The following is an 18088-nucleotide window of genomic DNA, read 5'->3' as shown; positions in this document are numbered from 1 at the left end:
GTACAGAACTAAACTGTTCTTCTATTGCCTGGGCTCACTTTTGCTTCCCCGCCCGAAGGATGGTTTTTCTCGTTTATTTTTGCCTGCCTAGAATTCGAAACAAGATGGGATGCTTCCAGTTCTTCCGATGCCATATTATTATTTGGTGCTGCTTCTTCATTCCATTTGCCCATAACTGATCCCTCCAACTGATGGTATATAAAAAAGAACAGCCTATATTTAGACTGTTCCTTTTTAGCTATATTCTGTTTCCATAAAATCATACGGTGTTATATTTCCCATTCCGATCATCGGGTCGGTTTGAAGCAGTCTTTTTTCGAGTGTGAGTGTTTCCTCTAATGAAGTATCCCCGACTTCATCCTTTTGAAACTCACCCTCTGCTGGGATTGCTTCTCTAAGCTTCTCAGAAAGAGTTGTTAGGCGTGCTTGTTCTTCTGCCCGCTCAACACCAATTTTTAATGCTTCCTCTTCACCGCATAGAATTAAAAATTGCTTGCTGCGGGTGATTGCGGTATAGAGCAGGTTTCTTCTCAGCATCCGATAATAACTTTTAACAACCGGCAGAATAACAATCGGGAATTCACTACCCTGGGATTTATGAACAGAGCAGCAGTATGCATGTGTGATTTGGTTCAAATCCTGCCTGGAGTATGTAGCTTCTGCACCATCAAAGGAAACAACAACCATATCCTGTTTTTCCGTATTTTCTTTTGCATAAAAGATTGAAACAATTTCCCCCATATCTCCATTGAAGACGTTATTCTCCGGCTGGTTAACGAGCTGAAGAACTTTATCGCCAATGCGGTATTTGACATCGCCAAAAGCAAGCTCCTTCCTCGTTCCATCCGGATTGGGATTAAGGATCTCCTGCAATATTTCATTGAGTTTATCAATGCCTGCAGGCCCTCTATACATAGGGGCAAGCACTTGTATATCCCTTGATGAATAGCCTTTTTTCTTGGCATTTATAACGACCTTTTCAACAACATCCGCAATTTGGCCCGGGTGGCATCTAATAAATGAACGGTCAGCCTGCTGTGCGGAAATATTCACAGGCAGCTTGCCTTTTTTCATTTCATGGGCAAGCTCGATGATTGAAGAGCCTTCCGCCTGGCGGTAAATATCGGTTAAACAGACGGTTGGAATACGTTCTGAGCGGAGGAGGTCTTTCAACACCTGGCCAGGTCCAACTGAAGGAAGCTGATCTTCATCGCCTACCAGGATCACCTGCATATTTTCAGGCAAAGCTTTGAAAAGCTGATTGGCGAGCCATACATCGACCATTGAAGTTTCATCAATAATTAATATCTTGCCTTCCAAAGGGCTTTCTTCATGGCGGTCGAAACCTTCTGTCCCATTCCAGCCCAGCAGCCGGTGAATTGTTACAGCAGGCAGACCCGTAGACTCTGACATTCGTTTTGCGGCCCGGCCAGTGGGGGCAGCCAGCAGGAAAGGGAATGGCTCTTCCTTTTTATAATCCTTCGGCTCGAGGGAACAGCCATGCAATTCAGCATAAAGTTCAACAATCCCTTTGATGACCGTTGTTTTTCCAGTACCTGGCCCGCCAGTAAGAATCAGCATTGGGGACATTAAGGCTGTTTGGATCGCTTCTTTTTGGGTCGGTGCATATTGGACGCCTAGACGCTCTTCCAGATTGCCTAAGGCCAGCAGAAACTCCGACTCCGGAAACTGTTCATCATACTGTGTTTGCTTAAGGATTCGTTTAATATTTGTTACGAGGCCTTTCTCCGAAAAATAAAGGGAAGGAAGATATAATTTTTGCCCTTCAGCCATTATTTTTCCTTCTTCTTCAAGCTTAATCAATTCATTGGAAATTTCTCTATATTCAATCGAGTCCCGCTTATTATCTTCCAGCAGTTTTTTCACGCTTTGCAGCAGAACCTTTGCTTCCACAAAAACATGGCCTGCTTGCATGCTTTCCATTTCAAGTATGTACAGACAAGCTGCTTTAATCCGGTCAGGGTGGCTGCCCGAAATGCCCAGCTGATAGCCGAGTTCATCCGCCCGCCCAAACCCGACACCTTCAATATCCTCTACAAGTCTATATGGATTGTTTTGTACAACTTCAATCGTTGATTCTTTATAAACTTGATAAATCCGCATAGATAGCTGAGGGCCGAATCCATATTGATTTAGTGCAATCATGGCCTGTTCAAGGCCTTGATGCTCCATAAGCGTCTCGTAAAGCAATTTAGCTTTATCAGGTGCTAGCTTGGGAACCTGATCAAGAAGGGAAGGCTGGTTTAGGATCCGGGAAATGGCATCTTCTCCAAGTGTCTCAACGATTTGCTCTGCTGTTTTCTTTCCGATTCCTTTAAATAGTTCGCTTGATAAATAATTGGCCACACCCTGTTTTGTTTGGGGAAGGTCTTTCCGGTAATGGCTTGCGTGAAATTGGACGCCGAATTTTGGATGATCTTTGAATTCACCGTAGAAAATATAGGTTTCATGCTCATGCATCTTTGGAAGATAGCCGGTAATAACCGCCTCTTTTTCCTCATACGAATCATTTGTTTCATCAACCCGAATTCGCAAAACCGTATATAAATTTTGCTCATTATGAAATATGGTGACAAGATGTCTGCCTTTTATAAATTTTCCCTGTTCGGCAAAAAGATCCATGGAGTCCTGTTTTTCCATCTTTTGTCCCCTCCCCTTAAGCAAATCTATCTTATTTCGATTTGGTATCGCCCTTTTCAATAAGCTTTTTCCCATAACCAGCCAAAACATGGTCAGGCTGAATCTCAAGTGCCTTATTGAAGTAGGCAAGCGCTTCTTCTTCCTGTTCCTTAAAACCATATGCTACACCCAGGTTATAAAAGGCGTCTGCATGTTCTGGCTCTATTTCAATGCACTTTTTCATTTGCTTAATGGCTTCATCAATATAATTTAATTGCGCGAGGCATAAGCCATATTGAAAATGGGCTTCCGCATCGTTTTCATTCAATTCTGCACTTCGCTGCAAATAGGGCAAAGCCAGTTTTCCCTGGTCAAGTGCTGCAAGCGCCATACCGAGCATGAAAAAGTTATCCCCAGTTTCCAGCCCTTTTTTCATAGCTGTTTCAAACATTTTCTTTGCCTCGTCAAATTGCTGCATTTCATAATATAGGTTACCTGCACTATAATAAGCAGCCCCGGCATTTTCATCAAGGCCTATTGCTTTTTCATAAAACTTCAGGGCCTTTTCATTCTCTCCTACAGCGGATAGCACGTTTCCAAAATTAATATACGAGACCGGATCCGAAGGATTTTCCTCGATCGCTTCCATAAAAGTCTTCGCTGCTTCCTCCCATTTTCCTTCTTGCATATATTGAATACCGATTTGGTTTTTATCCATGATTAATCACTCCATTCAAATGAAAGTATAGCATATTTTTGACTGCTCTTTTACAAGCGGAGTATACCAAAATTAAACCCCGACTCTGTGAAAAAGAATCGGGGCATTTAACCGTTTACAGCTTTCTCAGCAAGCATTGCTTACCCATCATAATTCAGCCGTTTTCCATCCTTATATATTTCGTCAATTGTACCGCCTCCAAGGCACTCGTCGCCGTTATAGAAGACAACAGCCTGTCCAGGAGTTACGGCTCTGATTGGCTCTTCAAAAATCACTCTAACCTTGCCGCCTTCCAGGACTTCAACTTTTACCTTGCTATCATCCTGGCGGTATCTAAACTTCGCTGTGCATTCAAAGGCTTGCGGGTTTTCATCATTTGATACCCAGCTATTATTAACAGCAATAATGGAATCAGAATAAAGCTTTTCGTTATGGAAGCCTTGTCCCACATAAAGAACATTGCGCTTCAAATCTTTCCCGATTGCGAACCATGGCTCACCTGCCCCGCCGATGCCAAGGCCGTGGCGCTGCCCGATTGTATAATACATCAGGCCATCATGCTTGCCGACAACTTCTCCGTCCATCGTCTCCATATTTCCGGGCTGCGCAGGCAAGTAATTTCCTAGAAACTCCTTGAAATTGCGCTCGCCGATAAAACAGATACCTGTACTATCTTTTTTGGTTGCCGTTGCCAAACCGGCTTCCTTTGCCAATTCGCGTACTTTTGATTTTTCAATATCGCCAATTGGAAACATAACTTTCTCAAGCTGTTCCTGTGTTAACTGATTCAGGAAATAGGTTTGGTCTTTGTTTTCGTCAAGGCCTCTCAGCATCTTATACTCACCGTCCCTGAATTCTACACGGGCATAATGCCCTGTAGCCAAATAATCAGCTCCAAGGTTCATGGCATGCTCAAGGAATGCCTTAAACTTAATTTCCTTATTGCACATAACATCAGGGTTCGGCGTCCTTCCTGCTTTATATTCCTCAAGGAAATATGTAAACACCTTATCCCAATATTGCTTTTCAAAATTAACTGCATAATAAGGAATGCCAATTTGGTTACAAACCCGGATTACATCGTTATAATCTTCTGTGGCTGTACAAACGCCGTTTTCGTCGGTATCATCCCAGTTTTTCATAAAAATGCCTATTACATCATACCCTTGCTCCTTTAACAGAAGGGCTGCAACAGAAGAATCAACGCCCCCGGACATTCCAACAACGACTCGTGTATCCTTCGGTTCTTTTTGCATCTATATTTCACCTCAATTCCTTAAGAAAGAACATGCATGGACCAGATCAATAAATGCCATGCATTTGTTTTTCTCAACTCTTTCATCTATTTAGCCAGCCGCTTTACGATTTTGGCTGTATCTTCAGCTGCTCTGCCGACTTGCTCCCTTGTGTTAAAAAGGCCAAAGCTAAAACGGATAGAATTTTGCAGCTTCTCTGATCCTTTTCCAAACATGCTTACAAGCACATGAGATGGATCTATGGATCCTGCTGTACAAGCAGATCCGCTTGATGCTGCTATTCCCGACAAATCGAGATTTACAAGCATAGCTTCCACGTTTGTTCCGGGAAAGCTTAAGTTTAGAACATGGGACAGAGAATAATCAAGCGATCCGTTTTGCTCAAATTCCACTTCTTCCTGTTTAAGCTTATTCAAAAATAACATTTTAAAAGCTTTGTATTCTTCCCGTTTGGAATCCATTTCCTGCTGGGAAATTTGTACCGCTTCCTGGAAGCCTGCAATCGAAGGAACATTTTCTGTCCCTGCCCGGCGCTTTCTCTCCTGTTCTCCTCCAAACAGCCGGGAAGAAAGTTTCACATCCGGATGGGCATACAAAAAGCCGATTCCTTTTGGCCCATTAATTTTATGTGCGGAGACAGAAAGCAAATCAATTTTCAATTCATTGACATCAATTCTTTCAAGACCATAAGCCTGCACTGCATCCGTATGGAATTTTGCAGGATGGCCCACCAGCAATTCTCCAATTTCCTTAATTGGCTGGATCGTGCCAACCTCATTATTCCCAAACATGATCGTCACAAGTATAGTATCATTCCTTAAAGCTTTGGAAACATCCTCTGCAGCAACACGCCCATCTTGATCAACAGGCAAATACGTTACTTCATAGCCTTGCTTCTCAAGCTGCTCGCATGCATGCAAAACTGCATGGTGTTCAATTTGGGTTGTGATGATATGCTTCCCTTTTTGCCGGTACGATTCCGCTACTCCGAAAATAGCATGATTATCGGCTTCCGTTCCCCCGCTCGTAAAAATAATTTCATTAGACTTTGCACCTATGCTTTTGGCTAAGTCTGCACGTGCCTCATCAATGATATGGCGTGCACTCCGTCCAAAAAAGTGGATGCTTGACGGATTTCCGAACTCGGATTTCATCACCACTGTCATCCGGTCTATCACTCCCGGGTGCATGGGAGATGTTGCTGCATGGTCAAGGTAAATTCGTTCCAATCTATTTCACCTACTTTTTTTTCGTCCTGCTACTTGCATTTTTCCTATAAAAATAGGAATTATTCTCCTCATCAGCCGAATTCTTTAAGATGCTGGCCAACCTGGCTGTTTTGCTTTGATTTTATTAAAATAAGCTCTGTTACACCTGCCTGTGGATTTCCGCTCCAATCAGCATGGTGCCAAAATCAGCAATAAGCATTAACCTAGCCTAAATATAAAACATATAAGCATCCGATTCGCCTGTGTCTGTATGGCTCGCAAGATCTTCAAGAGTCGTGTTATCGAGCACATCTTTAACTGCATCGCGAATGCGCATCCAAAGCTCTCTCTTTGCAGGCTCTTCATCTTCAATGCCTTCTACCGGACTGATCGGCCCTTCCAGAACCCTGATAATGTCACCCGCTGTTATTTTTGTTGGGTCATTCCCCAAAATATAGCCTCCATATGCACCACGGATACTTTTCACAAGCCCGGCGTTTCGAAGCGGAGCAATGAGCTGCTCAAGGTAATGCTCCGACAAGTCATTTGTTTGGGCAATAGATTTCAAGGAGGTAGGACCCTCTCCATGTTTTTTTGCTAATTCAATCATAATGGTTAAGCCATAACGGCCTTTAGTGGATATTTTCATCAGCTGGCACCTCTATTCTTTTCTTTCAACATTCGATTTAAATATATTTCCTTATCATCTTTAAGCTTTGCCAAAAATCGGTCGGTTAAAGCTTGGCACTGCGGCAAAGCAACCCCAACAGTCGGGCCAACCAACAAACTGAGCACAACAGTGCCCCAAAAAACAGGCCCGCCAAGCTGCCATCCAATGGCCAAAACGATAACCTCCATTAAGGCTCTCACATTCCTGACCTTCCAGCCGGTCTTTGCGGTTAGGGCAATCATCAGGCTATCCCGTGGGCCTGCACCCAGCTGTGCTGAGATATACAGACCCATTCCATAACAGTATGTGACAATTCCGAATGAAAACATGGCTATCTTACCGCCCAGTGCATTCGGTGTCTGCATAAATGGCAAAAGTAAATATAAGTCAATGAATAGCCCTATGAGCACCATATTCAAAAAAGCTCCGACCTGTGGAAATTCTTTTGAAATGAGTGCGGCAATCGTTAAAATCAAGATCCCTACAACGATTGACCAGCTTCCTATTGTCAGTCCAAGCTGGTAGTACAATCCGACATGGAGTACATCCCAGGGAGTTGCCCCTATATCAGCCATAATTAATAAAACAATCCCAAGGCTCATGACGAGCAGCCCGATTAAATACACCAAAAACCTTGGGCCAATCTGCCCTTTATTTTTCAGAATCATGTACCTTACGCTCCCCGCCAGACATGCATATAAAAATTTTTAAGAATCCTTAGTAATATTATAGACTTTTGACATTATAGCATATTTTAGGAGGAAAAGGGGCGGGAGCGCACTGACCGGGCAGTTCCTCCCCTAAGTCTATATTCATTTTGCAGTGAGATGTATTATGGTATCTTAAATTATAAAGCGAAAGAGCTCACGAGCTATTTTTGCGGAGTATTAAAGAATGAATAGGTTAAAAGCCTGTTAAAGGTTGGAGTGATTACATTGAGCATTAAGCCTCTCGCATTTCGCATGCGGCCGAGAACGATTGAGGAAATCATTGGTCAGGAGCATCTTGTTTCTGAAGGGAAAATCATATATCGAATGGTACAGGCCAAACAGCTGTCCTCCATGATCCTATATGGACCGCCTGGAATTGGAAAAACTTCCATTGCGAGCGCCATAGCCGGAAGTACAAAATATGCTTTCCGTACATTAAATGCTGTTACCAACAATAAAAAGGATATGGAGGTTGTTGCAGCTGAGGCAAAAATGTCGGGCAAGGTTATTCTTTTGCTGGATGAAGTCCATAGGCTGGATAAAGGAAAACAGGATTTCCTGCTTCCCTATCTCGAAAACGGAAGCATTACGTTAATTGGAGCCACTACAAGCAATCCATATCATGCCATAAATCCGGCGATAAGAAGCAGATGCCAAATTTTTGAACTGAAGCCGTTATCAGTTGAAAATATAAAAGAAGCGCTGACGAGAGCATTAAAGGATAAAGAGCGAGGTCTTGGCGATAAAGATACCGAGGTAACCGACGAAGCTTTAACCCATCTTGCAACTTCATCCAATGGCGATGTCAGAAGCTCGCTAAATGCTTTGGAACTTGCTGTTATGTCTACAAAAGCTGATGAGGACGGCATTATAAGAATTGATCTGTCTATTGCTGAAGAGTGCATTCAGCGTAAAAGCTTCACCCATGATAAAGATGGAGATGCCCATTATGATGTATTATCCGGTTTCCAAAAATCCATCAGGGGAAGCGATGTTAATGCAGCCTTGCATTATCTAGGAAGATTAATTGAAGCAGGCGACCTCCAGAGCATCGGCAGACGCCTGCTTGTCATTGCCTATGAAGATATTGGACTCGCCTCACCGCAAGCTGGAGCCAGGACCCTAGCCGCCATTGAAACAGCGGAAAGGATCGGATTTCCGGAAGCTAGAATTCCGCTCGCCAATGCTGTGATAGAACTTTGCCTTTCCCCTAAATCCAATTCTGCCTATAAAGCATTGGATGCAGCCATTGCCGACATTCGGGCAGGCAAAAGCGGTGAAGTCCCTGACCACCTTAAGGATGCACACTATAAAGGCGCAAAAGAACTTGGAAGAGGCATTGATTATCTATACCCGCATGATTACGAAACTGGCTGGGTCAAGCAGCAGTACCTGCCTGACAAAATTAAAAACAAAGTATACTACCAGCCTAAGAAAACAGGAAAATTTGAACAGGCTTTAGCTGCAGTATATGACAAGCTTTTAAAATCTTAGGTTCTGTTAAACTTGCCTGTTGATTTCCGCTCCAGGTACTTAGCGAATCGCGGGCGATCCGGGAGCCTCCTCGGCGACATGCGCCTGCGGGGTCTCCCTTTGATCCGCACACCCGCTGGACTTTGAATAAGCATCCTTGAATAAACACCGCACGAAGGAAATGCGGATGCATTTTCAAGGATCTCGCACCTTCCGCTCCAATCAACAGGGTGCTAAAATTAAGATTTAGCTTTAACACAGCCAAATCTTAAAAAGAGTCTGGCAGACGCCAGACTCTTTTTTGTATGTATATATCATTTTCCTGATAAAATTGGTTTTTACTTAAAAAGAATTGATTGAAATGCAGATAGGTCACATTAAGTAATCTTTCAAGCAAGTAAATGGGAAAGGGTATAAAAAAGCTTTGATTGAAAACTCATTTCTTGTAGTTAATGAAACTTATCATCAACTTCCGCCAATATTTCATCAAATCTCTACATATATCATCAACTTAACCAAAAAAACGTTTTATCCAGTCATGGACTTTTGCTAGCATCACATACCTGCCTCTCCATAGGTCCAAATCGTTAATACAGCATTCCCATTCTTTTACGCAGCAACATCCCTTTTTTTAAACACATAAAAAGCAAGCGCCTGGAAAAACAGAAAATAAATGAAAATCATCATGATCGAGAAGCCAAGTGTCATGCCTTGTACCATAGGGACTCCTTCAAAATATTGCAGGAGATCAGTATTAGCAAATAGGCTATACTTTGCCCAGTCATATTTCATTGAAATCAGCCTTGTGACCTGGCCTCCCATAAACATGAGAAATAAGGATAGCCCAATTGCAAGAGAGCTGTTCCTGAAGACTGCTGAAATCATAAAGGCCATGGTTGCAAGCATAAGCATTGTAATTGATTTCAGACCGTAGTAAATAATCAAATGAATAGCCATGCTTTGTTCTGTAACTGCACCATTGTAATAGTTCAGATAAGGAGCTGCTTCTTCCGGCATTCCAAAAAGAAGAGCCCCAAGAAGAGCTGAATACGCAAAGAGGATGAACAGCAGCATCAAACCGAAAAGTACAACAGTTATATACTTTGACGCCAGGATTTTTCCCCTTTTTATCGGCCTTATCAATAAAAGCTTGATGGTACCCCAGTTAAACTCACTTGCCACGATTCCGCCAGCGATAATGATTGTAAACAAACCTGCAAATTCAATCAGCTGAGAGGTATCTGTCACAAATCCCCAAATGGAGTAATCCTGGTTAGGGGAAATATCATTCTCTATTCTGTATTCATTAATGGCTATTTCTCTTTGATATTGTTCCTTCATTTCTCTGGGAGCCATTTCCCCCATTTCATCAAGCTGCTTTTGATAGCTTTCATTTTGTGTTTGCAGCCCTCTTTTCCACTCGGAATTATCCGGGACTGTCCCACCGCTTTCCTGATATTTGATAAATGCACCGGCAACAGTCGTCATGATTAAGAGCAAGCCTAACATAACATATGTGCCTGGACGCCTAAAGATTTTCATCCATTCATTTTGTATTAACCTAAGCATTGCCGGCATCCTCCTTGTATTCCGTTACTTCCAGGAAGCGTTCCTCAAGTGTTTTAGTTACTTCACGGACAGCAAATATTTTTATATCTGCTTGAACAAAATTCTTAATCAGGTTCGGTATATCATCACGGACAAGCGGTAGAAGCACACTATTTCCTGTTAGCTGGATAGGGATGTCAGGCTGTGCGCCTTTTAATAAACTGCTCGCTTTCTCAGGATGGTCCACTTCTATTTCATAAATCTTTTCTTCTCCCTGTACAAAATCAGAGATGTGCTGAACATCAATCAGCTTTCCATTTTGAATAATGCCGATCCGGTCACACATCATTTCCATCTCGGATAATAAATGGCTTGAGACGATGACTGCCATATCGCGTTCCCTTGCCAGCATCCTAAGGTGATCCCGAATCTCTCGGATTCCGGCTGGATCCAGCCCATTTGTAGGTTCATCCAGTATAAGAATTTTGGGATCATGCAATAAACATTGTGCCAATCCAAGCCTCTGTCTCATACCAAGAGAGTAGGTCCTAACTTTATCATGTATTCGATCAGTCAGGCCAACCAGCTCAACGGTCTCTTCTATCTTCTCTTTTGTAACCCCTCTTGACATCCGTGCATAATGGACGAGATTCTGGTAACCCGACAAAAACTTATACATTTCAGGATTCTCTACAATCGCTCCTATATGGGAAATTGCTTTTTCAAAATCCGTTTTGATGCTGCTTCCAAGTATTTTAATATCACCTGATGTAATGCCAATCAAGCCAACCATCATGCGAATGGTTGTAGTTTTGCCGGCGCCGTTGGGACCCAGGAACCCAAATACCTCACCTTTTTTCACTTCAAAACTGACAGAATTAATTATCGTCCTCCCTTTTATAACCTTTGTAACATCCTGTATTTCCACGAGGGTATCCATTTATATTCTCCTCTCACTCTTTTAAAGTTCGGCTTTCCAGATCACTTTAATATAGGGAAAATCACTCCATTTTACTCTATTTGCTATTTTACCTTTCACCTTCTGAGAATGGAATATTTTCATTTATAAGGGTGACGATAAGCCTATAGTTATAATCGTATTTTCGAGGTGGTGAATGGAATGAAGGAACGGAAAGACTTATGGAAACCGGAGGAGGATCAGTTTTTAAAAGAAACGGTCCTTGAGTATACATCCAATGGCGATTCTAAAGCATCAGCTTTCAAAAAAGCAAGCAGTGAACTGGGACGGTCAGTTTCGGCATGCCAATATCGCTGGAACGCTGTATTAAAGAGAGAAGGTTCTTCACCAGCAGCTGAAGCTGAGTCAGGCGGCAATACAGCCAAGCAGTCAAGCAATGATTTCAAAACTGCTCCCTTTTCAAGCTTGGACCAAGTCATTCGCTTCTTAAAGAATTTTGCAAAAACACAGCCCGATTCTGAGCTGCTTAAACAAAATAAACTTCTAAATGAAGAACATACCCAATTAAAGTTGTTGAATGAACAGTTAAAAATCAACCTTGAGGATAAGAGAAAAGCATTTGAGAAAGAGTTTCTGCAATACGAAGAGATGACCGGTATCCTGAAAGAAGCCGACCATCTGCTTAAACAAGAGGGTATTGAGGATAAAAGAGCTGTTCATTAAAAGAGCTGGATATTTTTAGGGTAATGTTACGAGCGCCGTTTTCTTTTTGCGTGGGGATTTTGGATTCATTCCGGTTGCTTCATTTGCGGGCTGAGTTCAACAGTTTTAGGCGCGGATACTTTCCGTTTTACGCGGTGGCTTCATTTGTGCGCGGTGATTAACCTTTTTGGCGCGGACTTTTCCTCTTTGCGCGCGGGTAATCTCTTTTTGCGCGATTGTTTCTGCCCTATACGCGCGGTGGCTTCATTTGTACGCGGTGAACAACAATTTAGGCGCGGACTCTTCCTGCTTACGCGCGGGTCTTTCCTTTTTATGCACAAGTTTACAGTGTTTACGTGCCCACGCTGCTTCGGTTATGTCCAGCTCTATCATTTGCCCTATTGGTTTATCAGTCTATATCCTATACTAAAGGTCTAGCCCTTAACAAAAAGACCGGCTTACCCAGCCGGTCTTTTTCAGTCATTCACACGTGAAATTTTAATATCGCTTAATAGCTGTCTTACTACATAGCTCGCCATGATTAGTCCAGCAACAGATGGGACAAATGCGTTTGAAGATGGAGGCATTTTTGCTTTTCTGATTTCGGCATCATCTTTTCCGACTGTTTTACGGACATCTTCTCGGATGACGATCGGGCTTTCATCTGAGAATACAACCGGGATTCCTTTGCGGATCCCTTCTTTTCGCAAGCGTGTGCGGATGACCTTGGCAATTGGGTCAGTATGCGTTTTAAATATATCTGCAACCTGGAACCTCGTTGGATCCATTTTGTTTGCAGCACCCATGCTGGAAATCATTGGAATACTCCTATTTAGACATTCTTTAATTAAATGAATTTTATAAGAAATCGTATCAGATGCGTCTACCACAAAATCCAAGCCATAATTAAAGAATTGTTCATAGGTTTCCTCAGTGTAAAACATTTTCAAAGCAATCACTTCACAGTCAGGATTAATATCCATAATCCTTTCCTTCATCAATTCAACTTTTGGTTTTCCTACGGTTGATAACAAGGCGATGACCTGCCGGTTTACATTCGTAATATCCACATCATCTTTGTCTACAAGCACAAGCCGGCCAACCCCGGAACGGGCCAGTGCTTCAGCTGCAAAGGAACCTACCCCTCCGATTCCAAGGACAGCAACCGTACTGTCTTTCATAATTTCAAGGCCTTCCTTGCCAATAGCCAATTCATTTCTTGAAAATTGGTGAAGCATTTATATCAACTCCATAACAAGTTATTAAAAAGTAAAGCATTCATTATCTATTACCCGATAATGAATATATCATACTTCAACATTAAAACAAGTAGTTCTATAGGATTAATAATGTTAAAATACCCCAAATTTAGTTATCAAGTTATATGACTAGGTAATAAAAGTCACATCTTTTTTTAAAATTTAATGCTAAGATGCCCTCAGACATACTAATAAAATTTAGAAAAGAGGTTGAACAATGAATCTGCCACAATTACAAATCGGCCATATGAAGCCCAGGGTTCCCATTCTTCAAGGAGGCATGGGGGTAGGCATCTCTCTTAGCGGACTTGCATCAGCAGTTGCAAATGCAGGAGGAATTGGAATTATCTCCGGTACTGGCATTTCTACAGAAGAATTAAGAATGCATATAAAAAAGGCCAGGAACCAATTAAAAACGGAGGCTGGCTATATCGGTGTAAATGTGCTATTCGCCATGAATGATTTTGCAGAAAAAATGAAAGCCGCATTGGAAGAAAAAGTTGATTTCATTATTTCGGGCGCAGGTATCTCACGTGACATGTATACATGGGGAAAGGAATATGGAGTGCCGGTCATTTCTATTGTGTCTTCTGCAAAGCTTGCACGGCTTTCGGAAAGGCTTGGTGCTTCAGCTGTGGTAGTGGAAGGGCACGAGGCAGGCGGACATTTGGGAACAGACAAGCCTTTATTTGATATTCTGCCGGAGGTTGTTAAAGCAGTAAATATACCCGTCATTGCAGCCGGTGGTATTTTAACAGGAAAGGATCTTGCAAAAGCCCTGGATATGGGAGCCTCCGGTGTACAAATGGGAACGCGGTTTGTTGCAAGTGAGGAATGCGATGCGCCCTTGTCATTTAAAGAAAAATATGTAAGTGCTCAGGAAGGCGATACTGTACTGGTAAAGACCACGGTGGGATTACAGGGAAGAGCAATTAAAAACAAGTTTACAAATCTTATCGCCGGTACAGATAAACTGAAAATACACAAATGCCATGATTGTTTAAAAAACTGCTCATACCGTTTTTGTACACTGGATTCACTGCTAAAATCCGTTGGCGGCGATGTAGAAAACGGCCTGGTTTTTGCCGGCTCCCGCGTTGCGGAAATTAAAGAAATTCTCCCAGTACAGGATATTATAAATAATATTGCCTCTGAGTTTCGCAATGAAAAATCGTAGAGATCAAAAGCCTGCCAATTCGGCAGGCTTTTAGAATACACAAAAAATCCATGCAGTAGATGCATGGATTTTAAAGTCGTATGTACTAAAGAGTCCCAATCGTGCCGTCGCTATTGATGCCCTCGTTTTGAACCCGCACTCAGCAGGTGGGTGTCCTGTTTCCTGCGTTTGTAAGTCCTCATCCATGAGGCATTTACGCTGCTGGAAAACTCCGGACTCCCGAAGGAATAATGTTGGTCAAAATTTCAGGTTTTACAACGAACACATCAGGACTCTTTATTTATTATTTGTATTGATCATAGCATATGGCCTCTGCTTTTTCAAGCTGGAAAAGCTGAGCAAGCATTCGCTCCTTCTCCATTTTTCTCCTTAACCTGAGGAAAACAAATCGAAAATCAGGAGCATTTTCCCAGTTTATTTTTCTGGAAAGTTTATTATTTATTTACTTGTCCGCTTTGTGTAGGACATTACTCACTTTTTTTCAAATTAAGTGCTAAATGCAGATCATTAAGCTGAGCTTCACTTACTTCACCTGGCGCGTCTGTAAGGATACAGCTTGCACTAGCTGTTTTCGGGAAGGCTATGGTATCGCGAAGATTTGTTCTGCCTGCCAGCAGCATAACAAGTCTGTCCAAACCAAGGGCAATTCCACCATGTGGAGGGGTTCCGTATTCAAAAGCTTCCAGCAGGAATCCAAATTGTTCAACTGCTTCTTCCTTAGAGAACCCGAGAATGCTGAACATTTTCTCTTGTACTTCTCTTTCAAAAATACGCAAAGAACCTCCGCCTAGCTCGTATCCATTTAATACAAGGTCATATGCCTGAGCACGGACCTGGGAAGGATCTTTATCAAGCAGCTCCAAATCCTCTCTAGCAGGCATAGTAAACGGATGGTGGGCTGCATAATAGCGCCCTTCGTCCTCATCGTACTCAAGGAGCGGCCAGTCGGTAACCCAAAGGAAGTTAAACTTGCTTTGGTCAATAAGATCAAGCTCTTTTCCAAGCTTTAACCTTAAAGCGCCAAGTGCGTCTGCCACCACATTTATCTTATCTGCCACAAATAACAAAAGGTCACCAGGTTCTACAGATAAAGCAGCGTAAAACGCCTTTTGTTCTTCCTCAGTCACGAATTTTGCAATCGGTCCTTTTAATCCGTCTTCTTCTGCTTTTAGCCAGGCAAGCCCTTTTGCTCCATAAACGGCAACAAATTCTGTCAAAGCATCGATATCTTTACGTGAATACTTGCCTGCAGCATTTTTTACATTAATCGCTTTTACTTGTCCACCTGAAGATACTGCTCCTGCAAATACTTTAAAGCTGGACTCTTTTACGATTTCTGATAGGTCGGTCAATTCCATTCCAAAGCGGGTATCCGGCTTGTCGGAACCAAAGCGGTCCATCGCATCTTGATAGGACATACGAGGGAATGGTAATTGAACATCCATGCCTTTTACTTCTTTCATGATCTTTTTCATCATGTTTTCCATTAAGCCTATGATTTCATCCTGGGTCATAAAGCTCATTTCGATGTCGACCTGAGTAAATTCAGGCTGGCGGTCTGCGCGCAAATCTTCATCCCGAAAACATCGTGCAATTTGATAGTAACGTTCAAAACCTCCAACCATTAAAAGCTGCTTAAAGATTTGCGGAGATTGTGGCAATGCATAAAATTCACCCGGATGCACCCGGCTTGGAACTAAATAATCACGTGCGCCTTCCGGTGTGCTTTTTGTTAAGATAGGTGTTTCGACATCAAGGAAGTCTTGGCTATCCAGGAAATCCCTTATTGCTTTTGTTACCTGATGACGCATCTTAAAGGTATCAAACATTACTGGCCTTCTTAAATCCAAGTAACGGTATTTAAGCCGGACGTCTTCCGAAACATCTGCTTTATTATCAATCATGAAAGGAGGTGTTTTTGCTTCATTAATAATCGAGATTTTCTCAGCTTGGATTTCAATGCGGCCTGTTTTAAGGTTCTCATTGACAGTGCCTTCTTCACGTGCAATAACTTTTCCCTCAATATCAAGTACAAATTCATTTCTTACTTTTTCTGCTGCTGCAAGTGCCTCAGGGGAAACCTCTGGATTAAACACAACCTGAACGATCCCTGTACGGTCGCGAAGATCGATAAAAATTAGTCCGCCCAAATCGCGGCGTTTTTGTACCCATCCTTTTAAGCTAACTTTTTCTCCAATTGCCTCTTCTGTTACTTCCCCGCAATAATACGTTCGCCCAAACATTCTTATTCCTCCCATACTGTTCTTAAGACGCTGAATTTTATGATTTATAAAGCTCTGTAAATTTCTCTATAAATAAATCAAGTTCAACCTCTGTTTGTTCACCTGATTCCATTGATTTTACATTGATTTTATTAGCTTTTAGCTCATCCTCGCCCAAAACCGCAACAAACTTCGCATTGGCACGATCTGCCGCTTTAAACTGAGCCTTTATTTTCCGGTCCAGATAATCTCTTTCAGCAGAGAATCCCGCTATCCGGAGCTTTTGCAGAAGGCCAACTGTATAATCCTTTGCTTCTTCGCCCAAAGATACAAGGTAGCAATCAACCCCCTTATTTAGCGGAAGCTCTACCTTCTCGGCTTCAAGTGCTGCAATAAACCGCTCAATACTCAAGGCAAACCCAATTCCTGGCGCTTCCGGACCCCCGATTTCCTCTGTAAGGCCATTGTAACGTCCGCCGCCGCAAAGAGTCGTGATTGCCCCAAAGCCTTCTGAATCGCTCATGATTTCAAATGCAGTATGATTATAATAATCAAGTCCTCGAACGAGATTAGGGTCGACAGTGAAGTCAATGCCGAGGTTTTGCAAATATTTTTGGACCCTTTCAAAATAAACCTTGGAATCATCGTTTAAATAATCAATGATTGATGGCGCTGATGTCATCAGTTCATGATCACGGTCCTGTTTGCAGTCCAGGATACGCATTGGGTTTTTCTCAAGGCGATTCTGGCAATCGGAGCAAAACTCTCCGATTCGAGGCTGAAAATGATTTATTAATGCTTCCCTGTGTGCAGTCCTGCTTTCTTTATCGCCAAGGCTATTTACGATCAATTTCAGCTTCTTTAAGCCCATGCTCTGATATAGTGACATGGCAAGTGCAATGACCTCTGCATCAATTGCAGGATCCGCGCTCCCAATAGCTTCTACACCGAATTGTACAAACTGGCGGAAACGCCCTGCCTGCGGCCGTTCATAGCGGAACATCGGTCCCATATAATAAAGCTTTACAGGCTGGTTCGCATCACCATACATCTTATGTTCCACAAACGATCTGACAGTTGAGGCTGTTCCCTCAGGCCGAAGTGTGAGGCTGCGCCCTCCGCGATCTTCAAAGGTATACATTTCTTTCTGGACGATATCGGTTGTATCACCCACACTGCGCAAAAATAATTCTGTATGTTCAAAAATTGGCGTCCTGATTTCACGGTATTGAAACCTTTCACAAAGCTCTCTGGCTTTATCTTCAATCAGCTGCCATTTTTCTACTTCTCCTGGAAGAATATCCTGAGTTCCTCTCGGTATTCGGATTGACATGAAAATTTCCTCCTAATGCAAAAATGATAAAAATTTATGTATTTAAAGAATGCGTTCAAAAAAGGAACAAAATAGAACCTGACTGCTATTTTCCCAAGACTTTTTGAACATCCTTAAAAATAAAAAAACTCCCGCCTCCTTGTATATAAATACAAGGGACGAGAGTTTGGAATTCCCGTGGTGCCACCCTAGTTGAAGCCCTATTAAAAGGACTTCCTCTTTTACAGTTAACGCCTGTTAACGTTCAGCTCCT

Annotated in this window: 15 protein-coding genes, 1 other RNA gene and 1 other annotated feature (1 of these 17 running past the window's edge); of the genes, 3 read left to right on the top strand and 13 right to left on the bottom strand. The window is 42.4% G+C overall.

Features of this window, described 5'->3' with window-relative positions:
* Positions 1–8: 8 nt before the first annotated feature.
* The 7 genes from IQ19_RS28190 to IQ19_RS22595 all read right to left on the bottom strand — a co-directional run bounded on the left by IQ19_RS28190 (position 9) and on the right by IQ19_RS22595 (position 7160).
* Positions 9–173, bottom strand: coding sequence for a hypothetical protein (locus IQ19_RS28190; protein WP_199749531.1), 165 nt, complete (start codon positions 171–173; stop codon positions 9–11).
* Positions 174–234: 61 nt separating this feature from the next.
* Positions 235–2661: an SF1B family DNA helicase RecD2 gene (gene recD2, locus IQ19_RS22620; protein WP_144545348.1), complete on the bottom strand. Its 2427-nt coding sequence runs from the start codon at positions 2659–2661 to the stop codon at positions 235–237.
* Positions 2662–2692: 31 nt separating this feature from the next.
* Positions 2693–3358, bottom strand: a complete 666-nt coding sequence (locus IQ19_RS22615) for a tetratricopeptide repeat protein (protein WP_144545346.1) — start codon at positions 3356–3358, stop codon at positions 2693–2695.
* 140 nt (positions 3359–3498) lie between these two features.
* On the bottom strand, positions 3499–4614 hold the full coding sequence (gene mnmA / locus IQ19_RS22610) for a tRNA 2-thiouridine(34) synthase MnmA (RefSeq protein ID WP_144545344.1): 1116 nt from the start codon (positions 4612–4614) through the stop codon (positions 3499–3501).
* Between the two features lie 86 nt (positions 4615–4700).
* Positions 4701–5843, bottom strand: coding sequence for a cysteine desulfurase family protein (locus IQ19_RS22605; protein ID WP_144545342.1), 1143 nt, complete (start codon positions 5841–5843; stop codon positions 4701–4703).
* A 208-nt stretch (positions 5844–6051) separates the two neighbouring features.
* Positions 6052–6471: a cysteine metabolism transcriptional regulator CymR gene (gene cymR / locus IQ19_RS22600; RefSeq protein ID WP_144545340.1), complete on the bottom strand. Its 420-nt coding sequence runs from the start codon at positions 6469–6471 to the stop codon at positions 6052–6054.
* Positions 6471–7160 (bottom strand): YczE/YyaS/YitT family protein, encoded by a 690-nt coding sequence (locus IQ19_RS22595; protein WP_144545338.1) that lies wholly within the window; start codon positions 7158–7160, stop codon positions 6471–6473. The genes cymR and IQ19_RS22595 overlap by 1 nt, the downstream gene beginning before the upstream one ends.
* A gap of 267 nt (positions 7161–7427) precedes the next feature.
* Between IQ19_RS22595 and IQ19_RS22590 the strand changes: the two genes are divergently transcribed.
* A complete protein-coding gene (locus IQ19_RS22590; protein WP_144545336.1) occupies positions 7428–8696 on the top strand; it encodes a replication-associated recombination protein A in 1269 nt (422 codons plus the stop codon).
* 588 nt (positions 8697–9284) lie between these two features.
* Here the strand turns inward: IQ19_RS22590 and IQ19_RS22585 are convergent.
* Both IQ19_RS22585 and IQ19_RS22580 read right to left on the bottom strand, forming a co-directional pair.
* On the bottom strand, positions 9285–10244 hold the full coding sequence (locus IQ19_RS22585) for an ABC transporter permease (RefSeq protein WP_144545334.1): 960 nt from the start codon (positions 10242–10244) through the stop codon (positions 9285–9287).
* On the bottom strand, positions 10237–11163 hold the full coding sequence (locus IQ19_RS22580; RefSeq protein WP_144545332.1) for an ABC transporter ATP-binding protein: 927 nt from the start codon (positions 11161–11163) through the stop codon (positions 10237–10239). The genes IQ19_RS22585 and IQ19_RS22580 overlap by 8 nt, the downstream gene beginning before the upstream one ends.
* Positions 11164–11343: 180 nt before the next feature.
* On the opposite strand from IQ19_RS22580, the gene IQ19_RS22575 reads away from it, so the two are divergent.
* The gene (locus IQ19_RS22575; protein ID WP_144545331.1) at positions 11344–11865 is read left to right on the top strand and encodes a hypothetical protein; all 522 of its coding nucleotides are present in this window, start codon (positions 11344–11346) and stop codon (positions 11863–11865) included.
* 455 nt (positions 11866–12320) lie between these two features.
* On the opposite strand, the gene IQ19_RS22570 is transcribed toward IQ19_RS22575, so the two are convergent.
* Positions 12321–13082 (bottom strand): tRNA threonylcarbamoyladenosine dehydratase, encoded by a 762-nt coding sequence (locus IQ19_RS22570; RefSeq protein WP_144545329.1) that lies wholly within the window; start codon positions 13080–13082, stop codon positions 12321–12323.
* A 238-nt stretch (positions 13083–13320) separates the two neighbouring features.
* On the opposite strand from IQ19_RS22570, the gene IQ19_RS22565 reads away from it, so the two are divergent.
* Positions 13321–14280, top strand: a complete 960-nt coding sequence (locus IQ19_RS22565) for an NAD(P)H-dependent flavin oxidoreductase (protein ID WP_144545327.1) — start codon at positions 13321–13323, stop codon at positions 14278–14280.
* Between the two features lie 88 nt (positions 14281–14368).
* Here the strand turns inward: IQ19_RS22565 and ssrS are convergent.
* The 3 genes from ssrS to hisS form a co-directional block, all read right to left on the bottom strand.
* A non-coding RNA gene (gene ssrS / locus IQ19_RS22560) (6S RNA) lies at positions 14369–14556 on the bottom strand.
* A 191-nt stretch (positions 14557–14747) separates the two neighbouring features.
* Positions 14748–16523 carry an aspartate--tRNA ligase gene (gene aspS, locus IQ19_RS22555; RefSeq protein WP_144545325.1) on the bottom strand — a complete coding sequence of 592 codons (1776 nt, stop codon included), beginning with the start codon at positions 16521–16523 and terminating at the stop codon, positions 14748–14750.
* Between the two features lie 37 nt (positions 16524–16560).
* Positions 16561–17835 carry a histidine--tRNA ligase gene (gene hisS, locus IQ19_RS22550; RefSeq protein ID WP_144545323.1) on the bottom strand — a complete coding sequence of 425 codons (1275 nt, stop codon included), beginning with the start codon at positions 17833–17835 and terminating at the stop codon, positions 16561–16563.
* A gap of 151 nt (positions 17836–17986) precedes the next feature.
* Positions 17987–18088, bottom strand: a binding site (T-box leader); it runs 139 nt beyond the window's last position.

The organism is Cytobacillus oceanisediminis (assembly GCF_007830235.1).
Lineage (GTDB): Bacteria > Bacillota > Bacilli > Bacillales > Cytobacillaceae > Cytobacillus > Cytobacillus oceanisediminis.
The sequence above is the reverse complement of the archived record's forward strand: the minus strand, read 5'-3'. Positions and strand labels throughout refer to the sequence as shown.